Source organism: Sphaerisporangium sp. NPDC049003, from assembly GCF_043197795.1.
Taxonomy (GTDB): Bacteria; Actinomycetota; Actinomycetes; order Streptosporangiales; family Streptosporangiaceae; genus Sphaerisporangium.
Window position 1 is genome coordinate 55,027 of sequence record NZ_JBICTU010000002.1, and the last position, 21,302, is coordinate 76,328.

22 protein-coding genes are annotated in these 21,302 nt (G+C 69.8%); 12 read left to right on the top strand and 10 right to left on the bottom strand.

The genetic code is table 11. The annotated features are described in order from the left end of the window. Nucleotides 1–229: 229 nt before the first annotated feature. Nucleotides 230–1,039, bottom strand: coding sequence for a nuclear transport factor 2 family protein (locus ACGFIV_RS02210; protein WP_358546310.1), 810 nt, complete (start codon nt 1,037–1,039; stop codon nt 230–232). 188 nt (nt 1,040–1,227) lie between these two features. Here ACGFIV_RS02210 and ACGFIV_RS02215 point away from each other — a divergent pair, with 188 nt between their 5' ends. Continuing rightward, on the top strand, nt 1,228–1,770 hold the full coding sequence (locus ACGFIV_RS02215) for a TetR/AcrR family transcriptional regulator (RefSeq protein WP_392831200.1): 543 nt from the start codon (nt 1,228–1,230) through the stop codon (nt 1,768–1,770). A 109-nt stretch (nt 1,771–1,879) separates the two neighbouring features. On the opposite strand, the gene leuA is transcribed toward ACGFIV_RS02215, so the two are convergent. After that, the gene (leuA, locus tag ACGFIV_RS02220; protein ID WP_392831203.1) at nt 1,880–3,595 is read right to left on the bottom strand and encodes a 2-isopropylmalate synthase; all 1,716 of its coding nucleotides are present in this window, start codon (nt 3,593–3,595) and stop codon (nt 1,880–1,882) included. A 332-nt stretch (nt 3,596–3,927) separates the two neighbouring features. Here leuA and ACGFIV_RS02225 point away from each other — a divergent pair, with 332 nt between their 5' ends. Further along, entirely contained in the window at nt 3,928–4,173 is a 246-nt protein-coding gene (locus ACGFIV_RS02225) for a DUF2630 family protein (protein ID WP_358546304.1), read from the top strand. Nucleotides 4,174–4,370: 197 nt separating this feature from the next. Then, the gene (ctaD, locus tag ACGFIV_RS02230; RefSeq protein ID WP_392831206.1) at nt 4,371–6,041 is read left to right on the top strand and encodes a cytochrome c oxidase subunit I; all 1,671 of its coding nucleotides are present in this window, start codon (nt 4,371–4,373) and stop codon (nt 6,039–6,041) included. A gap of 4 nt (nt 6,042–6,045) precedes the next feature. On the opposite strand, the gene urtE is transcribed toward ctaD, so the two are convergent. The 5 genes from urtE to urtA form a co-directional block, all read right to left on the bottom strand. Next, nucleotides 6,046–6,738 carry an urea ABC transporter ATP-binding subunit UrtE gene (gene urtE, locus ACGFIV_RS02235; RefSeq protein ID WP_358546299.1) on the bottom strand — a complete coding sequence of 231 codons (693 nt, stop codon included), beginning with the start codon at nt 6,736–6,738 and terminating at the stop codon, nt 6,046–6,048. Continuing rightward, entirely contained in the window at nt 6,738–7,571 is an 834-nt protein-coding gene (gene urtD / locus ACGFIV_RS02240) for an urea ABC transporter ATP-binding protein UrtD (RefSeq protein WP_358546297.1), read from the bottom strand. Before urtD ends, urtE begins: the two co-directional genes overlap by 1 nt. After that, a complete protein-coding gene (gene urtC, locus ACGFIV_RS02245; RefSeq protein WP_358546295.1) occupies nt 7,568–8,668 on the bottom strand; it encodes an urea ABC transporter permease subunit UrtC in 1,101 nt (366 codons plus the stop codon). Before urtC ends, urtD begins: the two co-directional genes overlap by 4 nt. After that, nucleotides 8,665–9,531, bottom strand: a complete 867-nt coding sequence (gene urtB, locus ACGFIV_RS02250; protein ID WP_392831212.1) for an urea ABC transporter permease subunit UrtB — start codon at nt 9,529–9,531, stop codon at nt 8,665–8,667. Before urtB ends, urtC begins: the two co-directional genes overlap by 4 nt. A gap of 374 nt (nt 9,532–9,905) precedes the next feature. Beyond that, a complete protein-coding gene (gene urtA / locus ACGFIV_RS02255) occupies nt 9,906–11,105 on the bottom strand; it encodes an urea ABC transporter substrate-binding protein (RefSeq protein ID WP_392831214.1) in 1,200 nt (399 codons plus the stop codon). Nucleotides 11,106–11,463: 358 nt separating this feature from the next. Here urtA and ACGFIV_RS02260 point away from each other — a divergent pair, with 358 nt between their 5' ends. Genes ACGFIV_RS02260 through ACGFIV_RS02285 form a run of 6 tightly spaced genes read left to right on the top strand, consistent with a single transcriptional unit; the run spans nt 11,464 to nt 16,150 of the window. After that, nucleotides 11,464–11,766, top strand: coding sequence for an urease subunit gamma (locus tag ACGFIV_RS02260; protein ID WP_262842735.1), 303 nt, complete (start codon nt 11,464–11,466; stop codon nt 11,764–11,766). 11 nt (nt 11,767–11,777) lie between these two features. Continuing rightward, the gene (locus ACGFIV_RS02265) at nt 11,778–12,116 is read left to right on the top strand and encodes an urease subunit beta (RefSeq protein ID WP_392831591.1); all 339 of its coding nucleotides are present in this window, start codon (nt 11,778–11,780) and stop codon (nt 12,114–12,116) included. Then, on the top strand, nt 12,109–13,830 hold the full coding sequence (locus ACGFIV_RS02270) for an urease subunit alpha (protein ID WP_358546285.1): 1,722 nt from the start codon (nt 12,109–12,111) through the stop codon (nt 13,828–13,830). Before ACGFIV_RS02265 ends, ACGFIV_RS02270 begins: the two co-directional genes overlap by 8 nt. A gap of 1 nt (nt 13,831) precedes the next feature. Beyond that, nucleotides 13,832–14,509, top strand: a complete 678-nt coding sequence (locus tag ACGFIV_RS02275; RefSeq protein WP_392831218.1) for an urease accessory protein UreF — start codon at nt 13,832–13,834, stop codon at nt 14,507–14,509. Further along, nucleotides 14,499–15,197 carry an urease accessory protein UreG gene (gene ureG, locus ACGFIV_RS02280; RefSeq protein ID WP_358548128.1) on the top strand — a complete coding sequence of 233 codons (699 nt, stop codon included), beginning with the start codon at nt 14,499–14,501 and terminating at the stop codon, nt 15,195–15,197. The genes ACGFIV_RS02275 and ureG overlap by 11 nt, the downstream gene beginning before the upstream one ends. A 23-nt stretch (nt 15,198–15,220) precedes the next feature. Then, the gene (locus tag ACGFIV_RS02285) at nt 15,221–16,150 is read left to right on the top strand and encodes an urease accessory protein UreD (RefSeq protein ID WP_392831222.1); all 930 of its coding nucleotides are present in this window, start codon (nt 15,221–15,223) and stop codon (nt 16,148–16,150) included. Nucleotides 16,151–16,158: 8 nt separating this feature from the next. Here ACGFIV_RS02285 and era read toward each other — a convergent pair whose 3' ends face one another. From era to ACGFIV_RS02300, 3 genes are read right to left on the bottom strand one after another with little or no spacing between them, the layout of a single operon-like run. Next, nucleotides 16,159–17,079 carry a GTPase Era gene (gene era, locus ACGFIV_RS02290; RefSeq protein WP_358548134.1) on the bottom strand — a complete coding sequence of 307 codons (921 nt, stop codon included), beginning with the start codon at nt 17,077–17,079 and terminating at the stop codon, nt 16,159–16,161. Between the two features lie 9 nt (nt 17,080–17,088). Then, nucleotides 17,089–17,427 (bottom strand): cytidine deaminase, encoded by a 339-nt coding sequence (locus ACGFIV_RS02295; protein WP_358548136.1) that lies wholly within the window; start codon nt 17,425–17,427, stop codon nt 17,089–17,091. A gap of 9 nt (nt 17,428–17,436) precedes the next feature. Further along, the gene (locus ACGFIV_RS02300) at nt 17,437–18,096 is read right to left on the bottom strand and encodes a hypothetical protein (protein WP_358548139.1); all 660 of its coding nucleotides are present in this window, start codon (nt 18,094–18,096) and stop codon (nt 17,437–17,439) included. 372 nt (nt 18,097–18,468) lie between these two features. On the opposite strand from ACGFIV_RS02300, the gene ACGFIV_RS02305 reads away from it, so the two are divergent. The 3 genes from ACGFIV_RS02305 (at nt 18,469) to ACGFIV_RS02315 (ending at nt 21,277) form a co-directional block, all read left to right on the top strand. After that, nucleotides 18,469–19,071: a hypothetical protein gene (locus ACGFIV_RS02305; RefSeq protein WP_358548142.1), complete on the top strand. Its 603-nt coding sequence runs from the start codon at nt 18,469–18,471 to the stop codon at nt 19,069–19,071. A gap of 303 nt (nt 19,072–19,374) precedes the next feature. Beyond that, a complete protein-coding gene (locus tag ACGFIV_RS02310; RefSeq protein ID WP_392831228.1) occupies nt 19,375–19,704 on the top strand; it encodes a hypothetical protein in 330 nt (109 codons plus the stop codon). 907 nt (nt 19,705–20,611) lie between these two features. Next, entirely contained in the window at nt 20,612–21,277 is a 666-nt protein-coding gene (locus ACGFIV_RS02315; protein WP_358548148.1) for a hypothetical protein, read from the top strand. Nucleotides 21,278–21,302: the final 25 nt, after the last annotated feature.

Below are 21,302 nucleotides of genomic sequence, written 5' to 3' on the forward strand. Positions count from 1 at the left end.
ATGACACAGTGGACCCTCCAACGACATGTTGGCCGCCGGTTTCCTGGCACGCTGGTCGCAAGGTTACTGCCACTTTGGCCGGAGGTCTGCTGGCACGTTGGACGCTACTCTGCCGACATGCTAGACGCATGTGTCGATCCACCTAGCAGGACAGGTGTGGCCCGCGCAGGGCTGACCAACTGGACGCGCTCACCCGTCTCACGTTCGGTTCCGTGTACGGTTTCAGCCTTTACATATCGCGCCCCATGGCGGCTGCGGCTGCCAGGATGTTGACGTAGTCGCGCAGATGGGCGATCTGCCCGTTGCGCACGGTGAGCACAACGATGTTGGGAAGCGCGAACTCGCCGGTGGACGCGCTGGTCCCGAGGGCTTCCTGCTCGACGATGATCGTGTCTGGATCGTTGGTGTCGTAGATGGCAAGGGTGCGGTAACGCTCGTACTTGAACGTGTTGGTCTTCCACACTGCGGCTGTCCAACGCACGATCTCGTCCCGGCCCACAAGCCGGGACGGCACGCCCGGGCGTGTGAACGGGAACTCATGGACCGCGTCGACCGCGTACATACGGCCCATGTCATGGGCGGACTGGCGGATAGAGGCTTTTCGCCAACGCTCCAGAACCTCACGCGGACCGGCTTCTTGCTCGCCGAGCGCCGCTCGCCTGGCGGTTATCCTGCGATAGCTGATCTTCCAGCCGCCGGGTTGGCGCGTGACGATGTCGTCGTAGACGACACTGCCGGCCGTTCCGTCGGCCTTGATGCCGATTCCTTTGGATCGGACCCGCGCCGAGCGATCGTCGATTTCGGTGATCACGATGTTGGTGACGTGGTGGCCGACCGGGTTGGCGTCGCCCAATGCGAGCGCGGCCTCACGTATGGCCGCGGTCCCGTGCAACGAGCCGAGGCCGAAGTCGTCCAGGTCATAGGTGACATCTGGGGTGAACAGCTCACCCGCTCGGTCCAGCTCGCCCGCGTCCGTGAGGTGGCCATGGAGATTGATCAGGTCGTTGATGTCGATCCGGTCGTGTTCCGTCAGCGCCATTGGGGTGGCCCCTCCATGCTCGGGGTGAGCCGTGCCAGTAAAGTGAGGCATGGTCCGGTTAGATGGGGGCACGGTAGCGGACTGTGTCCCCGGTTAGCAAGGGTGTGGTGATTGCGCTGGCAGGCCACGAATCGCGGTCGCGTGCCGGGCGTCCGAGGCGAGCAGACGCCCGACGTAACTACGAGCAGTTGGTCGAGCAGGCGCGAATTGCGTTCGCCGAGTTCGGCGTGGACGCCTCCTTGGACGAGATCGCTCGGCGGGCAGGAGTGGCCAGCGGGACGCTGTATCGGCATTTCCCCGCTCGGCTGGATCTCATCGAGGCTGTCCTCGCCGAGCAGATAGCCGGGTTGGTCGACCTTGGTCGCGGGCTGCTGTCAGCCGAGGACGAGTTCGACGCGTTGTCCACGTGGTTGCGTGCTGCGCTCACGCATGCCTTGACCTATCGGGGCCTGGCGGCCGCGGTGATGAACTCGGCGCTCGACCACGGGAATGGCCTGGTATCGACCTGGCATGCGGAAATGTTCGAGGTAGGGGCCGCGTTGCTGGCGCGGGCGCGGCAATCAGGCATGGTCGTCGCCGTTGCGGATGAAGCGGATGTGCTGAAGATGGTCGGCGCCATCGCCTGGGCCGCCCAGGACGCCCCGGACCGCTCAGCTCAAGCCGACCGCCTGCTCGCCCTCCTCATGAACGGACTACGTCACGGCGGCCTTCCGCATCAAACTGGCAATTAACAACCATCCCATTCGTCTCTTAGATGGGACGGTTTGGGGCCTCGTCGCGTACGCGAAGGCGGTGAGCCGGCGCCCATGACGGAGAGGGCGCCGGCTCAGGGGTCGGGGATCAGGGGCGGGAGGCGCGGTTCACGGCGGAGAGGATGGCCTTGAGGGAGGCGGTGACGGTGTTGGCGTCGACGCCGATGCCCCACAGGACCCGGGCGCCGACCTGGCACTCGACGTAGGCGGCGGCCCTGGCGTCACTGCCGGCGCTCATGGCGTGCTCGGTGTAGTCGAGCACCCTCACCTCGACCCCGACGCTGCTCAGCGCGTCGACGAACGCCGAGATGGGCCCGTTGCCCACGCCCTCGATCTCGCGGATCTGGCCGTCGACGCGGATGTCGGCGCTGATGGCGTCCTTCTCGTCGACCTGCGAGACGTTGCGGTGGGCGAGCAGGCCGAAGCGGCCCCAGGGCTTCGCCGGGTTCGGCAGGAACTCGTCTCTGAAGACGTCCCACATCTGGGCGGGGGTGACCTCGCCGCCCTCGGCGTCGGTGTGGGACTGGATGACGCCGGAGAACTCGATCTGCAGGCGCCGCGGCATGTCGAAGCCGTGCTCGGCCTTCATGATGTAGGCCACGCCGCCCTTGCCGGACTGGCTGTTGACCCGGATGACGGCCTCGTAGGTGCGGCCGACGTCCTTGGGGTCGATCGGCAGGTACGGCACGGCCCACGCGAAGTCGTCGACCGGCACCCCGGCCGCCGTCGCGTCGCGCTCCAGCGCCTCCAGGCCCTTCTTGATGGCGTCCTGGTGGGAGCCGGAGAAGGCGGTGTAGACCAGCTCGCCGCCGTACGGGTGGCGAGGGTGGACGGGGAGCTGGTTGCAGTACTCCACGACGCGGCGGATCTCGTCGATGTCGCCGAAGTCGATCATCGGGTCGACGCCCTGGCTGAAGAGGTTCATGCCCAGCGTGACCAGGCAGACGTTGCCGGTGCGCTCGCCGTTGCCGAACAGGCAGCCCTCGATGCGGTCGGCCCCGGCCTGGAAGCCCAGCTCGGCGGCGGCGACGGCCGTACCCCGGTCGTTGTGGGGGTGCAGCGACAGCACGATCGAGTCGCGGTAGGCCAGGTTGCGGTGCATCCACTCGATCTGGTCGGCGTAGACGTTCGGCGTGGCCATCTCGACGGTGGCCGGCAGGTTGATGATGACCTTGCGGTCGGGGGTGGGCTGCCAGACGTCGTTGACGGCGTCGCAGACCTCGACGGCGTACTCCAGCTCGGTGCCGGTGAACGACTCCGGCGAATACTGGAAGTAGATCTCGGTGTCGCCCATCTGGGCGGCGAGCTTCTTGCACAGCTTCGCGCCCTCGACGGCGATCGCCGTGATGCCGTCCTTGTCCTGGCCGAACACCACACGGCGCTGCAGGGTCGAGGTGGAGTTGTAGAGGTGGACGATGGCCTGCTTGGCGCCCCGCACCGCCTCGAAGGTGCGCTCGATCAGCTCGGGCCTCGCCTGGGTCAGCACCTGGATCACCACGTCATCGGGGACGCGGCCCTCCTCGATGATCTGCCGTACGAAGTCGAAGTCGGTCTGCGAGGCGGCGGGGAAACCGACCTCGATCTCCTTGTAGCCCATGCGGACCAGCAGCTCGAACATCTGGAGCTTGCGGTGGGGGTCCATGGGGTCGATCAGCGCCTGGTTGCCGTCGCGCAGGTCGACCGCGCACCACTGGGGGGCCCGTTCGATGACCTTGTCGGGCCAGGTGCGGTCGGCCAGGCGTACGGGGGCGAACGCCTCGTAGCGCTGGAAGGGCATGGGGCTGGGCTGCTGCTGGGGATACATATCGCGTGCTCCTGATCGGTTTCGGAACCGGGGCGGCACACGTCAGGACTTCACACCTGAACTGGTCTGACGAATCAGAGAGAGGTCGCCACCGGGATTAACCCTCAAGCGGCCGACGCGCATGGCTCGCTCCGCGGCGAGGGAGCCGGCCTCTTACAGGCCCTCGCCGCGGCAGCTAAGAAGCAGCCCGCGCAGCATACCCAGACCGTAGCAGACCCCGGGGAGTCACCGGAACGCGACGGCCGATCACGGGGGTCGGACCCCTACCGGCCCTCGCCGGGTGCCGGCCGCCCTTCACCCCGTAGGCTCCGAATGGAGACAGGAGGCACGAGATGCAGGATGGCGAGATCCTCACCAAGATAAGGGAACTCATCGCGGAGGAGCACCTTCTGCGTGAGCGGGTCGGCACGGGAGAGGTGTCCGCCGACGACGAGAAGGCCCGCGTGAGCGAGCTGGAGCAGGCGCTGGACCAGTGCTGGGACCTCCTGCGGCAGCGCAAGGCGCGCCGGGAGTTCGGCGAGGACCCCGACTTCTCCACCCCGCGCCCCGTCGACGAGGTCGAGGGCTACGACCAGTGAGCCCGGCCCCAAGCGCGTACGACGGCCAGGGTTTCGTCAAGAAAGCGTGGCCGCCGCGGTCGGGTCTTTGCCCCTCGTTTCGCCAATAGGCGGCTTTAGCAGGCTGTAATCGAACTACAACCACATGTAGCACGATTGTCAGTCCGTGGCGGGGGGTGTGTCGTGCGAGCGCTACGCGACCATGAGGGGGTGGTCCCGTGACGTCCACCCAGGCACCCCGGACGGAGGAGCCCCGCAAGCCCGTCCGCAAGGGCCAGATCATCATCGGCTGGGCGACCACCACCGACCACAAGGTCATCGGCAACCTCTACCTCGTCACGTCCTTCCTGTTCTTCCTGCTCGCGGGCGTGATGGCGATGATCATCCGTGCCGAGCTGGCCCAGCCGGGACTCCAGTTCGTCACCCAGAAGCACTACAACGAGCTGTTCACCATGCACGGCGCGCTCATGCTGCTGCTGTTCGCCACCCCGCTGTTCGCCGGGTTCGCGAACGCGATCATGCCGCTGCAGATCGGCGCCCCCGACGTGGCGTTCCCCCGGCTCAACATGCTCAGCTACTGGTTGTTCCTGTTCGGCGGCCTGATCGTCATCGCCGGGTTCTTCAACGCCGACGGCCCGGCGGACTTCGGCTGGACCGCCTACGCGCCCCTGTCCACCGACACCTACTCACCCGGGATCGGCAAGGAACTGTGGATCGTCGGGCTGGTCATGTCGGGACTCGGGACGATCCTCGGCGCGGTGAACTTCATCACCACGATCATCTGCATGCGCGCCCCGGGCATGACGATGTTCCGCATGCCGATCTTCACCTGGAACATCCTGCTCACCAGCGTGCTCGTGCTGCTGGCCTTCCCGGTGCTGGCCGCCGCGCTGCTGGTGCTGGAGATCGACAGGAAGCTCGGCGCGCACGTCTTCCGGCCCGAGAACGGCGGCGCCCTGCTGTGGCAGCACCTGTTCTGGTTCTTCGGGCACCCCGAGGTGTACATCATCGCGCTGCCGTTCTTCGGCATCGTCACCGAGGTGTTGCCGGTCTTCAGCCGCAAGCCGGTCTTCGGCTACATCGGCCTGGTCGGGGCGACGATCGCCATCGCGGGGCTGTCAGCCGTGGTGTGGGCCCATCACATGTTCGTCACCGGTCACGTGCTGCTGCCGTTCTTCTCGTTCATGTCGTTCCTCATCGCCGTGCCGACCGGGGTGAAGTTCTTCAACTGGGTGGGCACGATGTGGCGGGGCCACCTGTCCTTCGAGTCGCCGATGCTCTTCTCCGTCGGCTTCCTGGTCACCTTCCTCCTGGGCGGGCTCACCGGGGTGATCCTCGCCTCGCCGCCCCTGGACTTCCACGTGAGCGACACCTACTTCGTGGTCGCGCACTTCCACTACACCGTCTTCGGCACCGTCGTCTTCGCGATGTTCGCCGGGTTCTACTTCTGGTGGCCGAAACTCACCGGCAGGATGCTCAACGAGACGCTGGGCAAGTGGCACTTCTGGACGCTGTTCATCGGCTTCCACACCACCTTCCTGGTGCAGCACTGGCTCGGCACCGAGGGCTTTCCGCGCCGCTACGCCGACTACTCCCCGAGCGACGGCTTCACCACCCTCAACATGGTCTCCTCGATAGGCGCGTTCATCCTCGGGGCCTCGACGCTGCCGTTCCTGTACAACATCTGGCTCACCTGGAAACACGCCCCGAAGGTGACCGTGGACGACCCGTGGGGCTTCGGCAACTCGCTGGAATGGGTGACGTCGTGCCCGCCGCCCCGGCACAACTTCCTGTTCCTGCCGCCGATCCGCTCCGAGCGCCCGGCGTTCGACTACCACTACTCCCACCTTGCCATCGAGACCGAGCGGGCGGGGCGGTCGCCGGCCTGACGGGTCAGACGGCCAGCAGGCGGTGGACCTCCTCCTCGTGGAGTTCCTCGGCGCCGCCAGCGCGTACCACGTGGCCCGCGTCGAGGATGATGAAGCGGTCGGCGAGCCGGAGCGCGAGGTCGAGGTACTGCTCGACGAGGAGCACGGCGAGCCCGGAGGCGTGCAGGTGCTCGATGGCCTCCTCGATCTCCAAGATGATCGACGGCTGGATGCCCTCGGTGGGCTCGTCGAGGATCAGCAGCTTGGGGCGGGTGACCAGGGCCCGCGCCATGGCCAGTTGCTGCTGCTGGCCCCCCGACAGGAAGCCCGCCCGCCGTTTCAGCAGCGGCTTGAGCCGGGGGAAGACCGTGAGGGCCTCCTCGATCGCGGTGGGATCCTTGTGCGGGGAGGCCTCCACCGTCACCAGGAGGTTCCCCATCACGCTGAGCTGCGGGAACGTCTCGTGCCCCTGGGGGACGTATCCCAGGCCGAGCCGCACCCGCTCGTGGGGCCGCAGCCGCGTCACGTCCTTGCCCTCGAACGTGACGGTGCCCGCCGTGGCGGGCAGCACCCCCATGACGGTGTTGAGCAGCGTGGTCTTGCCCACGCCGTTGCGTCCCATGACGCAGACCAGGCTGCCGGGCCGCACGTCGAACGACACGCCGAACAGCACGCGCGCCCTGCCGTACCCCGACTCCAGTCCCTGTACCGACAGCATCACTCCACCTCTCCGGTGCCCGAACCGGCACCGGCACCGGCGCCCGTTCGCGCACCCTCACTCGCACCTGAACCCACGGCCGGGCCCCCGCCCCTTTCCTTGGCACGGCCGAGATACACCTCCTGGACGCGAGGGTCCGCCCTGACCTGGTCGACGGAGCCCTCCACGAGCACCTTCCCCTCGTGCAGCACCGTCACCTGGGACGCGTACCGCCGCAGGAAGTCCATGTCGTGCTCGACCACGATGACCGTGTGATCCTTGGCGATCTCGGTGAGCAGCTCGCCCGTACGCGCCCGCTCGTCCCCCGACATCCCGGCGACCGGCTCGTCCAGGAGCAGCAGCCTCGGGCGCTGGGCGATGAGCATGCCGATCTCTAGCCACTGCCGCTGGCCGTGGGACAGCACCCCGGCCGGCCGGGCGGCGAGCGCGTCGAGCCCGGTGGTCGCCATCGCCGCGGCGACGGTGTCGGACACGCCGCGCCGCCGCCGAGTCAGCGACCACAGCGGCCGGCGGAACGAGGCGGCCAGGTCGAGGTTCTCCACGACGGTCAGCTGCTCGAACACCACCGAGGTCTGGAACGTGCGCCCGACCCCCATGCGGACGATCTCGTGTTCCCTGCGCCCGACGAGGTCCCAGCCCTCGAACCGCACCGAGCCTCCGGCCGGCCTGGTCAGGCCGGTGATCACGTCGATCAACGTGGTCTTGCCCGCGCCGTTCGGGCCGATGAGGAAGCGCAGCTCCCCCTGCTCGACCGTGAAGTCGACCCCGTCGATCGCCCGGAACCCGTCGAACACCACCGACAGGTCCCTCACCTCCAGCAGCGCGCCGCTCATGCGCGTGCCCTCCTCGGCGGCAGCAGGTCGCGTACGGTCGCGGCCAGGCCGAGGACGCCCTTGGGCGCCAGCGTCATGACCAGGATGAACAGCGCTCCTTGAAGATAGAGCCAGCCGTCGGCGAACTCCTCGCTGAAGGAGGTCTTGGCGTACCCCATGACCACCGCGCCGAGCACGGCCCCCGCCAGCGAGAACCGCCCGCCGACCGCCACCGCCACGACGAGCTCCAGGGACGGCACGACGCCGAGCAGCGCGGGCGAGATGATGCCGACGACGGGTACGAACAGCGCCCCCGCGAGGCCGGCCATGCCCGCCGAGACGGCGAAGGTGATGGTCTTGACGGTCGCCGGGTTGTACCCGAGGAAGCGCACCCGGTCCTCGCCGTCCCTGATCGCGACCAGCAGCCTGCCGAACCTGCTCCGCACGAGCTGCCAGGCCACCAGGTACAGCGCACCGAGGACGGCCGCCACGACGACGTACAGCCCGCGCTGCGTGCCGTCGACGGCCAGGTCCTGCCCGAACAGGTCGAAGAAGTTGGTGAGGCCGTTCGTCCCGCCGGTCAGGCCCTGCTGCCCGACCAGGAGGATGACCATCGCGGCGGCCAGCGCCTGCGTGAGGATCGCGAAATAGGCGCCCCGCACGCGCTGCCGGAACACCAGCGACCCGAGCAGCACCGCGAGCAGGACGGGCCCGATGACGGCGAAGGCGACGGCGAAGATCGGGTTCTCGAACGGGATCCACAGCGCGGGCAGCCTCTCGACGCCGCTCCACACCATGAAGTCAGGCAGGTCGCCCCCGGCGTCGTGGAGCTTGAGGTACATGCCCATGGCGTAGCCGCCGAGCCCGAAGAAAACGCCCTGGCCGAGGGTGAGCATGCCGCCCTGGCCCCACGCCAGCCCGATGCCGAGCGCCACGATGCCGAAGCAGAGGTACTTGGCCAGGAGCCCGAGCCGGAAGGGCTCCAGCACCAGCGGCACCACCACAAGCGCCACCACGGCTATCAGGACGAACACGGCCGGCCCGCGAAGCCGGGCGAGCCAGGGCCGGCCGGGCTCCGGCGGCGCGAGCCGGACGACGTCGCGCACGGTCGTGGTCATGTCAGCGCCCGCGATCTGAGCACGAACAGGCCCTGCGGCCGTACCTGGAGGAACGCGATGATCGCCACGAAGACGATGACCTTGGCCAGGCTGGCGTCGGTCCAGAACTCCGCGTACGAGTTGAGCAGCCCCAGCGCGGCCGCCGCGATCACCGCGCCGCGCAGTTGCCCGAGGCCGCCGGCGACCACGACGAGGAACGCGTCCACGATGTAGTACGTGCCGAGGGCGGGGCCGACGGGACCGATCAGCGTGAGCGCGACCCCGGCGACGCCGGCGAGGCCCGAGCCGATGAAGAACGTGAGTTGGTCCACCCGTCCGGTGTCGATGCCCATGACGGCGGCGAGCCGGCGGTTCTGCATGACCGCCTGCATGCGGCGCCCCTGGGACGTACGGCTCATGTAGCCCCAGATCGCCACGACACTGGCGACGGCCAGCGCGAAGATGAAGAGCCGGTTGTACGGCAGGATGCCGAAGCCGCCCTGCAGCCAGGCCGGCGCCCGCACCTGCACGTTGGGGGCGCCGAACAGGTCCCTCGCGAGTTGCTGCAACACCAGGCTGACGCCCCAGGTGAGCAGCAGGGTGTCGAGGGGGCGGCCGTAGAAGTGCCGGATCGCGGCGCGCTCCAGGATCAGGCCCATGAGCCCGGCCACGCCGAACGCCACCGGCAGCGCCACCAGCACCGCCTGGCGTCCCGCCCAGCCCTGGAGCAGGTACGCGGTGTAGGCGCCGGCCATGATGAACTCGCCGTGCGCCATGTTGATCACGCCCATCTGGCCGAACGTGAAGGTCAGGCCCAGCGCGATGAGCAGCAGCACCGCCCCGATCGAGAGCCCGATGGGAAGCTGGTTGACTATGGCCTCCATCGCGGCCTCACCTCCCGCGCCCTTCCCCGCGTGTCCCCCCGCCGCGTCGTCTCCGCCCGCCGCGTCATCTCCGCTCGCCGCGTCGCTTTCGCCCGCCGCGTCATCTCCGCTCGCCGCGTCGCTTTCGCCGGCCGCCGGGCGGCCGTGTCGCTGTCGCTGTCGCTGATGGGGCTCTCCTCGTGCTCGTGCCTGTCCTCGCCCCTGGTCCCCTGGTCCCCTGGTCCCTTCGATCGGTTCCGGAACGCGGGCCGCGCCGCGTCTCCGCGCCGCGGTCATGTCCGCGGTCGGGTCGCGCCCGCGTTCCGGACCCGTCGTGGGTGGCCGGGTGGAGACTCCCCCTCGACCCGGCCACGTTCATGTGGGCCGCCTCGCCGCTAGGCGAGACCACCGGCCCAGGGGTAGGTCTTGAGGTAGGGGTCGGGCTTGATCGGCTTGCCGGAGTTCCAGACCTCCTTGATCTGGCCGTCCGGTTCGACGACGCCGATCCTGGCGGTCTTGTACATGTGCTGGTTCTCGCCGTCGATGGTGACGGAGCCCTCGGGCCGTTTCAGGGTGATGCCGCCCGCGGCCTTCTTCACGGCCTCGACGTCGGTCGAGCCGGCCTTCTTGACCGCCTCGGCCCACAGGTAGACGGCGTTGTAGCCGGCCTCCATCGGGTCGGAGGTCACCCGGTCGGCGCCATACTTCGCCTTGAATGCCTCGACGAACTTCTTGTTCGCCGGGTTGCCGGTGGTCTGGTAGTAGTTCCAGGCCACCAGGTGGCCGGCGACGTTGTCGACGCCGATGCCCTTGACCTCCTCCTCGGCGACGCTCACCGACATGACGGGCATCCGCTCGGCGGTGATCCCGGCGCTCTTCAACTGCTTGAAGAAGGCCACGTTGCTGTCGCCGTTGAGCGTGTTGAACACCGCGTCGGGTCGGGCCTGGACCACCTTGTTCACGAGCGTGCTGTATTCGGTGTGGCCGAGCGGGGTGTATTCCTCGCCGAGAACCTGCATTCCGTTCGCCGCCGCGTACGCCTTGATGATTTTGTTGGCCGTACGCGGGAAGACGTAGTCGCTGCCGACCAGGAAGATTTTCTTCTTGCCCTTTTCCCTGAGATAGTCGAGGCCGGGCACGATCTGCTGGTTGGTCGTGGCGCCCGTGTAGAAGATGTACGGCGAGCTCTCCAGGCCCTCGTACTGCACGGGGTACCACAGCAGGGCCTTGCGCTTCTCGAAGACCGGGAGCATGGCCTTGCGGCTCGCCGACGTCCAGCCGCCGAAGACCGTGGCGACCTTGTCCTGCGCGATCAGCTTGGTGGCCTTCTCGGCGAAGGTGGGCCAGTCGGACGCGCCGTCCTCCACCACGGGCACGAGCTTCTTGCCGAGCACGCCTCCGGCGGCGTTGATCTCCTCGATCGCGAGCAGTTCCGCGTCACGGACGGTGACCTCGCTGATCGCCATGGTGCCGCTCAGGGAGTGCAGGATGCCGACCTTGGTGGTGGAGGAGTCCCCTCCCGCCGCCGTCGTGCCGCCCGTGGTCGTCGAGGACTGACCACCACAGGCCGCGAGCCCGGTTGCCAGGACCGCCATCGCGGTCCCGATACGCCAAGCTGAATTCCGCAATTAATCCTCCTTGCCGATACGGCCCCCGCACCGACCCATCTGCCGCCAAGGTGATCGAGTGAGGTTTCCCGCCGAGGTCGCGGTTGTTAATTGCCGTTTACCGGGTCATCACCGAAACAACATGATGGGTCCGGCCGGCATGGCCGTATAAGGCACCCGGCGGGCACCACGATGAACTCCGGGAAGCCCCGTCACCGCCGGAGAGCCTTTGCCGTGAATTCACCCGCCGGGCCGGCGGACGAGATCTCCCGCCCCGCGAACGGCCGACACACAGCGGAAATGCCGATGTCACGTCACGGAAACGGTCGTTGCCTAGTGTCCGGCCATGCGGCTCACCCCACACGAACAGGAACGCCTGCTCATCCACGTCGCGGCGGGCGTCGCCAGAGACCGCCAGGCCAGGGGGCTGCGCCTCAACCATCCGGAGGCGACCGCGATCATCGCGTCCTTCCTCCTGGAGGGCGCCAGGGACGGCCGTACCGTCGCCGACCTGATGGAGGCGGGACGCAAGGTCCTCCGCCGCGAAGACGTGATGGAGGGGATCCCCGAGATGCTGGAATCGGTGCAGATCGAGGCGACGTTCCCTGACGGCACCAAGCTCGTCACCGTCCACCGGCCCATCCAGTGAGCGCCGAGCCCATGGTGCCCGGCGAGATCGTCTTCGGCGAGGATCCCATCCCGCTGAACCCGGGCCGCGAGCGCGTGACCCTCCGCGTGGTCAACACCGCCGACCGGCCGATCCAGGTCGGATCGCACTACCACTTCGCCGCCGCCAACCCGGGGTTGTCCTTCGACAGGGACGCCGCGTGGGGCAGGCGGCTCGACGTGCCCGCCGGCACCGCCATCAGGTTCGAGCCCGGCATCGAGCGCGACGTGGCGCTCGTGCCGATCGCCGGACGCCGGATCGTCCCCGGCCTGCGCCTCGAATGGGCCGGGCCCCTCGACACACGCGCACCTGACGGGGGTTCGCATGACTGAGCCGACGATCGGCCGTTCCCGGTACGCCATGCTGTACGGCCCGACGACCGGCGACCGCGTCCGGCTCGCGGACACCGACCTGTTCATCGAGGTCACCGACGATCTGAGCAGGGGGCCGGGCGCGGGCGACGAGGTCGTCTTCGGCGGCGGCAAGGTGATCCGCGAGTCCATGGGGCAGGCCAGGACCACCCGCGCCGAGGGCGCCCCCGACCTGGTGATCACCGGCGCGGTCGTCCTCGACCACTGGGGCGTGGTGAAGGCCGACATCGGGGTCAGGGACGGGCGGATCACCGCCATCGGCAAGGCCGGCAACCCCGACACGATGGACGGCGTCCACCCCGACCTGGTGATCGGCCCCTCCACCGAGATCCTGGCGGGCAACGGCAAGATCCTCACCGCAGGGGCGATCGACTCGCACGTCCACCTGATCTGCCCGCAGATCGTGGACGAGGCGCTGGCGGCGGGCGTCACCACGATCATCGGCGGCGGCACCGGACCGGCCGAGGGCACCAAGGCCACCACCGTCACGGGCACATGGTATCTGGCGCGCATGCTGGAGTCGATGGACGGCATGCCCGTCAACGTCGCGCTGCTGGGCAAGGGCAACACCGTCAGCGCCGAGGGGCTGACCGAGCAGCTGCGCGCCGGGGCCTCGGGCTTCAAGCTCCACGAGGACTGGGGCACGACGCCCGCCGCCATCGACGCGTGCCTGCGCGTGGCCGACGCCACGGGCGTGCAGGTGGCCATCCACACCGACACCCTCAACGAGGCCGGGTTCGTCGAGTCGACACTCCAGGCCATCGGCGACCGGATGATCCACGCCTATCACACCGAGGGGGCGGGGGGCGGGCACGCGCCGGACATCATCCGCGTCGCGGCCTACGCAAACGTGCTGCCGTCCTCGACCAACCCGACGCGCCCGCACACGATCAACACGCTCGACGAGCACCTCGACATGCTGATGGTCTGCCACCACCTCAACCCGGCGGTGCCGGAGGACCTGGCCTTCGCCGAGTCGCGTATCCGCCCCTCGACGATGGCCGCCGAGGACGTGCTGCACGACATCGGCGCGATCTCGATGATCGGATCCGACTCCCAGGCGATGGGCCGGGTGGGCGAGACCGTCATCAGGACCTGGCAGACCGCCCATGTGATGAAGAGGCGCAGGGGCGCCCTGCCCGGGGACGGCCGGGCCGACAATCTCCGCGCCCAGCGCTACGTCGCGAAATATACGATCTGCCCGGCCGTCGCCCACGGGCTGGACGAGCACGTCGGCTCGGTGCAGGTCGGCAAGCTGGCCGACCTCGTGCTGTGGGAGCCGGCGTTCTTCGGAGTGAAGCCGCAGCTCGTGGTGAAGGGCGGCGTCATCGCCTACGCGCAGATGGGCGACGCCAACGCCTCCATCCCGACGCCGCAGCCCGTGATGCCCCGGCCGATGTTCGGCGCGGCGCCGGTCACCGCGGCGGCCACGTCGCTGCACTTCGTCGCGCCGCTCGCCATCGAGGACGGCCTGGCCGACCGGCTGCGGGTGGCCCGCCGCCTGGTGCCGGTCTCCGACGTGCGGCGGCGCGGGAAGGAGTCCATGCCGCTCAACGACGCGCTCCCGGCGATCGAGGTGGACCCCGACACGTTCGCGGTCCGCGTGGAGGGCGAGCTGATAGAGCCCGCCCCGGCCGAGGAACTTCCCATGGCCCAGCGCTACTTCCTGTTCTGACATGAACGCGGCGCTGCTGTTACTCGCCGACTCCCGGCTCCCCGCCGGTGGCCACGGCCACTCGGGAGGAGCCGAGGAGGCGGTGCGGATCGGGGCGATCACCGGCCCGGAGGACCTGGCGCGGTTCCTCCGTGGCCGGCTCGCCACGACCGGCCTGGTCGCCGCCGCGCTCGCCGCCGCCGCCTGCGAGCTGTGCGCCTCGGGCGAGGACGGGACGCGCGCGTGGCGCGAACTGGACGCCGAGGCCGACGCCCGTACGGCCTCACCGGCGCAGCGCGGCGCGAGCCGCACGCAGGGCAGGCTCCTGCTGAGGACGGGCCGCCGGATCTGGCCGTCCACGGCGCTGGACGCCATGGCGCGAGCCGTGCCGGAAGGCGCGCACCACCCGATCGCCCTCGGCGCGGTGGCGGCCGCGGCGGGATGCGCACCCCACGACGCGGCGCTCGCCACCGCGTACACCTCGATCACCGGATCGGCCACCGCGGCGGTCCGGCTCCTCGGGCTCGACCCCGTCGTCGTGCATCGCGTGCTCGCCGGTCTCGTGCCCGACTTGGAAGGCGTGGCGCGCACGGCTCGCGCCCGCACCGCGTGGGAGGACCTTCCCGCGCATGCCGCTCCCGCACTCGATCTGCTGGCTGAACAGCACCTACGCACGGAGGTACGGCTCTTTGTCAGCTAACCACGACGACCGTCACCACTCTCCCGACCCGCATGGACGGGCGCTGCGCCTCGGCGTCGGCGGCCCCGTCGGGAGTGGCAAGACCGCGCTGGTCGCCGCTCTGTGCCGCACGCTCGGCCCGATACTCCGCCTGGGCGTGGTCACCAACGACATCTACACCACCGAGGACGCCGACTTCCTGCGCAGGGCCGGGGTGCTCGACCCCGAGCGCATCGTCGCCGTGCAGACCGGCTGCTGCCCGCACACCGCCATCCGCGACGACATCGCGGCCAACCTCGACGCGGTCGAGACCCTGGAGGAACGCTTCGGCCCGCTGGACCTCGTGATCGTGGAGAGTGGCGGGGACAACCTGACCGCGACCTTCAGCAGGGGGCTCGCCGACCAGCAGATCTTCGTGCTGGACGTGTCCGGCGGCGACAAGGTGCCGCGCAAGGGAGGCCCCGGCGTCACCACCGCCGACCTGCTGATCATCAACAAGACCGACCTGGCGAAGCATGTGGGAGCCGATCTGACCGTGATGTCCAGGGACGCGGCGGCCGTACGCGACGGCAAGCCGGTCCTGTTCACCTCGATCAGGGAGGTGCCGGAGGTGTACGCGGTCGCCGAGTGGGTGCACGGCGTGGTCGAGTCCTTCGCCCACGCGCGGGAGCACCCGCACGGCCCCGCCGTCCCGACGAGCAACGCCTGAAGCCGGCGAGCCGCGTACGAAAGATGAGCACCACGACCGGTACGGGTGACCCCTCGCCGAACAGGAGGTCGCCCGACGCGCGGGCGGCCGTCGCGACCGAGCGGAACAGGAGGTCGTTCGACGCGCGGGCGGCCGTCGCGACCGAGCGGGCGGGCGGCCGTACCGTGCTGGGCACGCTCAGGTCGGACCCGCCGCTGACGTTGCGCCAGACCGGGCCCCGCACGGTCCATCTGGTGGCGACCGCGGCGGGACCGCTCGGTGGCGACCATCTCGCGCTCCACATCGACGTGGCCCCGGGCACCTCACTGGAGATCGCCTCGGTCGCGAGCACGCTGGTGCTGCCCGGTCCTGGCGAGTCGGTGTCGGTCGTCGAGGCGCGGGTGGGCGCGGGCGCCACGCTGCGGTACGTGCCCGAGCCGACCGTCCTCGCGGCCGGGTGCGCCCACCGCGTGATCGTCCGGCTGACGCTGGAGGAGGGCGCGTCCGTGCACTGGCGTGAGGAGATCGTCTTCGGCCGCCACGGCGAGCGGCCGGGCACCTGCCATGCGCGCTTCGACGCGACGATCGGCGGGGTGCCCCTGCTGCGCCAGGAGTTCCTCGTGGGCGACCCGTCCGTTGACGGCAGCCCGGCGGTGTACGGCGACGCACGGTGTGTCGGCAGCGTCCTGCTCACCGGCTCCTTCGCGGGGGAACCCGCGCCGGACCCGGCCTCAGAGAGGCCGGGCACGTCCCCGGCCTCGGAGAAACCGAGCGCGGCCCCGGAGAAGCCGGACCGGGCTTCGGTGAAGCCCGTTCCGTCCTCGGAGAAGCCGGGCGCGGCCGAGGCGGTGCTGGCGGAGGGCTGCGCCGTGCTGCCCCTGGCGGGGCCGGGCACGCTGATCTCGGCCCTCGCCCCCGACGCCGCGACCCTGCGCCGGCGCCTGACCTGGGGGGAGGCCCAGGTACGGCGGTGACGCCGTGATCAGTCGTAGAAGCCGAGACGGCGAAGCTGCTTCGGGTCGCGCTGCCAGTCCTTGGCTACCTTGATGCGCAGGTCGAGGTAGATGTGGGTGCCCAGCAGGGCCTCGATCTGCTTGCGGGCGCGGCTGCCGACGTCCTTGAGCCGCGCGCCCTTCGGCCCGATCACGATGGCCTTCTGCGAGGGGCGCTCGACGAACATCTGGGCGTACACGTCGAGGAGGTCGTCGCGGCCCTCCCGGGGGGTCATCTCCTCGACCACCACGGCGATGGAGTGCGGAAGCTCGTCCCGCACGCCTTCGAGGACCGCCTCGCGGATCAGCTCGGCGACCAGCACCTGCTCGGGCTCGTCGGTGAGCTCTCCCCCGGCGTACAGCGGAGGGGACTCGGGGAGGCGCTCGACCAGCTGGTCGGCGAGGACGTCGAGCTGCTCCCCCGACTCCGCCGAGACAGGGATGATCTCGGCGAACTCCGCGAGCTGCGACACGGCCAGCAACTGGGCGGCGATCTGCTCGCGGGTCGCGAGGTCGCACTTGGTGACCACGGCGACCACCGGGGTCTTCTTGACCGCCGCGAGCTTCTCGGCGATGAAACGGTCGCCCTTGCCGATCGGCTCGTTGGCGGGGACGCAGAAGCCGATGACGTCGACCTCGGTCAAGGTGGACAGCACCAGGCTGTCCAGACGCTCGCCGAGCAGGGTGCGCGGCCGGTGGAGGCCGGGCGTGTCGACGATGACGAGCTGGGCGGCCTGCCTGTTGACGATGCCGCGGATGGCGCGACGGGTCGTCTGTGGCTTGGACGAGGTGATCGCCACCTTGGCGCCGACCAGCGCGTTCATCAGCGTCGACTTGCCGACGTTGGGCCTGCCGACGAAGCAGGCGAATCCGGCACGGAACTCAGCGGCTGAAGAACTCACGCCACCCATTGTCGCCGATCAGATGTACCGCCCCTTCACGCTGCCGTCCGGAGCGGCCAGGAAGACGACGGCGTCGCCGAGGTCGCGGACCACCGCGAGGTCCCGCTCGGCGGGCTCCTCGACGTCGCCGACGAGGGCCGCGGCCTCCAGCGAGACGGCCCCGCTGGACACGGCCATCGCGACCGCGACCTGCACGGCCGACAGTTTCAGCGAGGGCAAATCGACGTTGGTCGCGGTGTAGGTGCGTCCGGTCTCGTCGCGCACCGCGCCGCCCTCGGCGGTCCCGTTGCGCGCGCGGGCCGCACGGGCCAGGGTAATGATCTTGCTGTCCTCAGGGTCGAGGATGGTCTCAGTCACGGGCACAGGCTACTGGGCGGCCTCGTGGACCTTGGCGGCGAGGACGGTGGCCAGCCTCTGGGTCCGTCCGGGGTCGAGCTTGGCCAGGCCCGTGTGGACGAGCGAGATCACCATGTCGCCCGAGCGCACCACGACCAGATGCATCTCGTACGGGTAGCCGCCGACCCTGCCCTTGAACCTCCGCGCCTCGACCCCGTCCCCGATGTCGCCCACGGGCAGCGGGGAGCCCACCAGGCGGTCGCCCCCGCCCGCGCTCTTCACCGCGGCCACGGGGCAGTCGCGCATCAGGTCCGCGACCGTACGGAGAGCCTGGCGGGCCCCGGACGGGGCGTAGGCGGCGAGCACGACCCCGGCCGTCTCGCCCAGGCGGTTGCCCCGGAAGCTCGTGGACTCCGCCGTCGTCGCGGACGCGAGGTCGGACGCCTTGCCCTCGGCGAGCTCGAAGAGCCTGCCGCACTCCCGCTTCGCCGGGACGAACGGCGGCTGCCAGGCGGCCTCGGCCCGCTCGGTGAAGTCCACCGACGGGTCCTCGACCTCCGCCAGGGCCTTGCGCGCCCGCGACAGCTCCTGCTTGCCGGCGGACCCGCCGAAGACGCCCTCGCCCAGGCCGCAGGACGCCGTCATACCGGTGAGCAGGGCGAAGGCAAGGACCACACCGGTGATGCGCATCGTGCTCCCCCGAACTCCCGCCGGACGGGAATCCCCGGTTCCCGCCTGCGGGAATTCTTCCCGATCAACAAAAGGCGCAATCTCCCCGCGAACTGACAGATCGAAAAGAACCGTAAAGCCCAGTTGGCTAGGCTGCTCGGCCCCTCACGCGGGGCGAGGGCGTGACCGTGGCCTGATCGACAGCGGGGTGGACACGCGCCATCCGCAGGTGCGGGTCGCCAAGTCGGTCGACCTGACCGGCACCGGGCCTCTCGACTGCGTGGGGCACGGCACGGCGGTGCCGGGAGGACGGGCATGGACCCCGTACATCCGGAGCGGGACCCGGCCGATATCGTCGAAGGGCACCGGGAACGGCCGGCGAAGGGGGAGGCCATGGCATCGCTTCACGCGAGGACGCTCACGGAGGCCTACCTGTTCGTCGACCTCACGGCCGTGGCCACCGAGCGGGGCGACGCCCTGGAGCCGGTACGCGACTACGCGGCCCACACGAAGCTGACCGAGGTGGCGGGCGCCTGGAAGCTGCGCTTCGACGGGCGCGACATCGGCCTGCGGCTCGCCTTCGACGTCTTCGTGCCCTTCGAGAGCGAGTTCCAGGCCAGGCGTGAACGCCTGCGGTTCGGGGAGGGGCCCTCGGAGCTGATCGACGCCGGACAGTGGCGGGTGGCCGGCGCGGGGTACGCCCAGCGGGCCATGCGCGACGACCTGCGCCACCGCGAGGACCCCGGGGACGCCGCGCTGTCCGAGAGCGTCGTGGTCGGGTGGGAGTGCGCCAGGGACGCCGCCGCCGAGGTGGCCAAGTTCCTCCCCGAGGGCGCCGCAGAGGTGCCCGCCACGGCGTTCTGGTCGGAGATGGGCGAGACGGCCCTGCGCGACGAGCCCGAGCTGTTCACCCGGGAGGCGGTGGAGAGCGACATCGCCTTCTTCCAGCAGAGACGTGACCACCTCATCGCCAGGCACGCCGACCGGCATCCCTGACGAGCCACCGTGCGGACGCGGCGGGCGCGGTGTCCGCGAAGGTTCACGGTTCACCCGCCGTACAGCGGCGTCGAGTTCGCCGTCCCACATCCCGCCGCACCGGCGCCGGAACGAGGATGTTCTTGAGCATGATCTCGGCCGCGCCCTTGAACGCCTCCCCGTCCTGGGCCGTCCAGTCCCTGGGAGGCACGTCGCCGACGTGCTTCTTGAGGTCCGTCCCCAGGCCTTCGATTCCCTTGGCGATCTCGTCCCACTTGTCCCCCGCCCCCGACAGGCTGCCGGGGCCGGGAGGCGATGCCCGCGATGGCGAGCCCGATCATGCGCCCTCTCACCGGGTTCACCTCGGGAACGTTCGGATCAGGGATGCCGGGAACGTTCGGATCGGGGATGCCTGGGACGTTCGGATCGGGAACGTCCGGCACGCTGGGGTCAGGGACGTTCGGGTCCGGCACGTTCGGGTCCGGCACGTTCGGGTCCGGCACGTTCGGGTCCGGCACGTTCGGGTCCGGCACGTTCGGGTCGGGGACTTCGGTGGTGTCCGGATCGGCAGAGGGGGAGGTCACCGAACTTTGCCTGTTCAGCAGCGCTTCTATGCCCAGTTGCCCGCTCACTCCCGCCCCCGTCCCGCCCTGACAGCACGTGATCAACCGTTGAATCGCAGACTAGCCCAGCCCTCATCGGGCCGTACAGAAAGGCTCGAAGCCCGTCTTCCGGCCGTGTCCGGGCGTGAACCCCCACTTCACCGGCACGATGCCCGTCCCCGCACAGGCGCTTCTATGCTGTCCGCGATGACCCGCCAGGCAAGGGTGAGGTGGCATGCAGACTCGTCGCGATCTCTACCAGGCGCATCGGCTGATGATGCAGCGCCTGGGCATGGCCCTGCTCCAGGGGGGAGCCCGACGTCCCCCATGCGCAGGCACAACTCAGCGCGGAACCTGCCGGCCCGACCAGGCCAGAACGGGCCAGCCACGAACAGACCAGACCAAGATCCGACCCCCCCAGAACCAGTCGGCCCAACCCCACCAGACCGACGCCCAACCAGACCAGACTCGGTCAGGCCAGCACCCGTCAAACCGCACCCGGCAACACCAGGGCGCGTCGGACCGGTCGGCCCCATCAAGCCCAAAGGGTGCCTCACCCGCCCAGCGCAGGTGAGGCACCCTTTTGGGCGTGTCGGACCCGGCCGGTCTCCCGGCCAGGGCCGCCACGCGTCCCCCCCAGCTCTGCCGGTGCGCCGTGAACCCCTCCCCGGTACACCGGCCCTCCCCCTTGCCGGCGCCCCGAGCCGGTGAGCGCCTGGGGACAACCTTCCACGACCCACTTGCAAGACGCTTAAAGGTCGCTTGCCACGGTCGCGGCGACCGGCGGCGCACTCGGGTGAACTCCTCCCCGGCACACCGGCCCTCCCCTCACCGGCGCCCCAAGCCATCGGCGCCTGGAGGGAAATCCTCGCACTTGCAAGTCATTCGAATCCGGCTTGACGCGTATACCGGCGATCGCCCCCTAGAGCCCTCCAACCGCCTGCCAGCATGCTCGCCAGGTGACCATCGACTCCGACGACGACGTCCCAAATCGCTCACACCCCGCCGTCTCCCCCCACCACGGCCTGCCGGACCCCGTCCACCACGTCCACCCCGTTCATTCCGTCCACCCCGTCCAGCTTGTCCAGTCCGTCCACCCCGACCTGCCGGACCACGGCCACCACCGGTACCCCGTCGGCCATGACCTGCCCCGCGGCCCGGAACGCCGGCGCCTGGTCGAGCATGTCCTGCGCGGCGGGCTCCTCCAGCTCGCGATCCTGCGTCCCGACGGCGCCCCCGTCCTGTGCGACGTGTGGTACCGCGCGACCTTCTCACCCGACCGGCTGCACTTCCTGGCCCGCCCCGAGCGGCTGCTTCCCGGCGACCTGCGGCTCGACAGCCGTGTCGCCGGCTCGATCGTCACCCCTCCCCCGGCCGGACCCGGGCCGCGCGAGTTCACGGTCACCTTCACGGGCACCGCGCGGGAGTTGGCGGGTCGCGCCGCCGCCACAGAGCTTGCGGGTCACCTCACCCGCTGGCCCGTCCTCGCCGACACCACCGACCCCGTACGGCTGAAGCGCGGCGAGGCACCCGAGCGGATGTACCGCGTCGAAGTCACCGAATGGACCATCCTCGGCCACCAGGACGGCACCGAACGCCCCCGCACACTCCCCGCGAGCCCCTGATCCGCCCCGGCGCACGCCCGCGGCC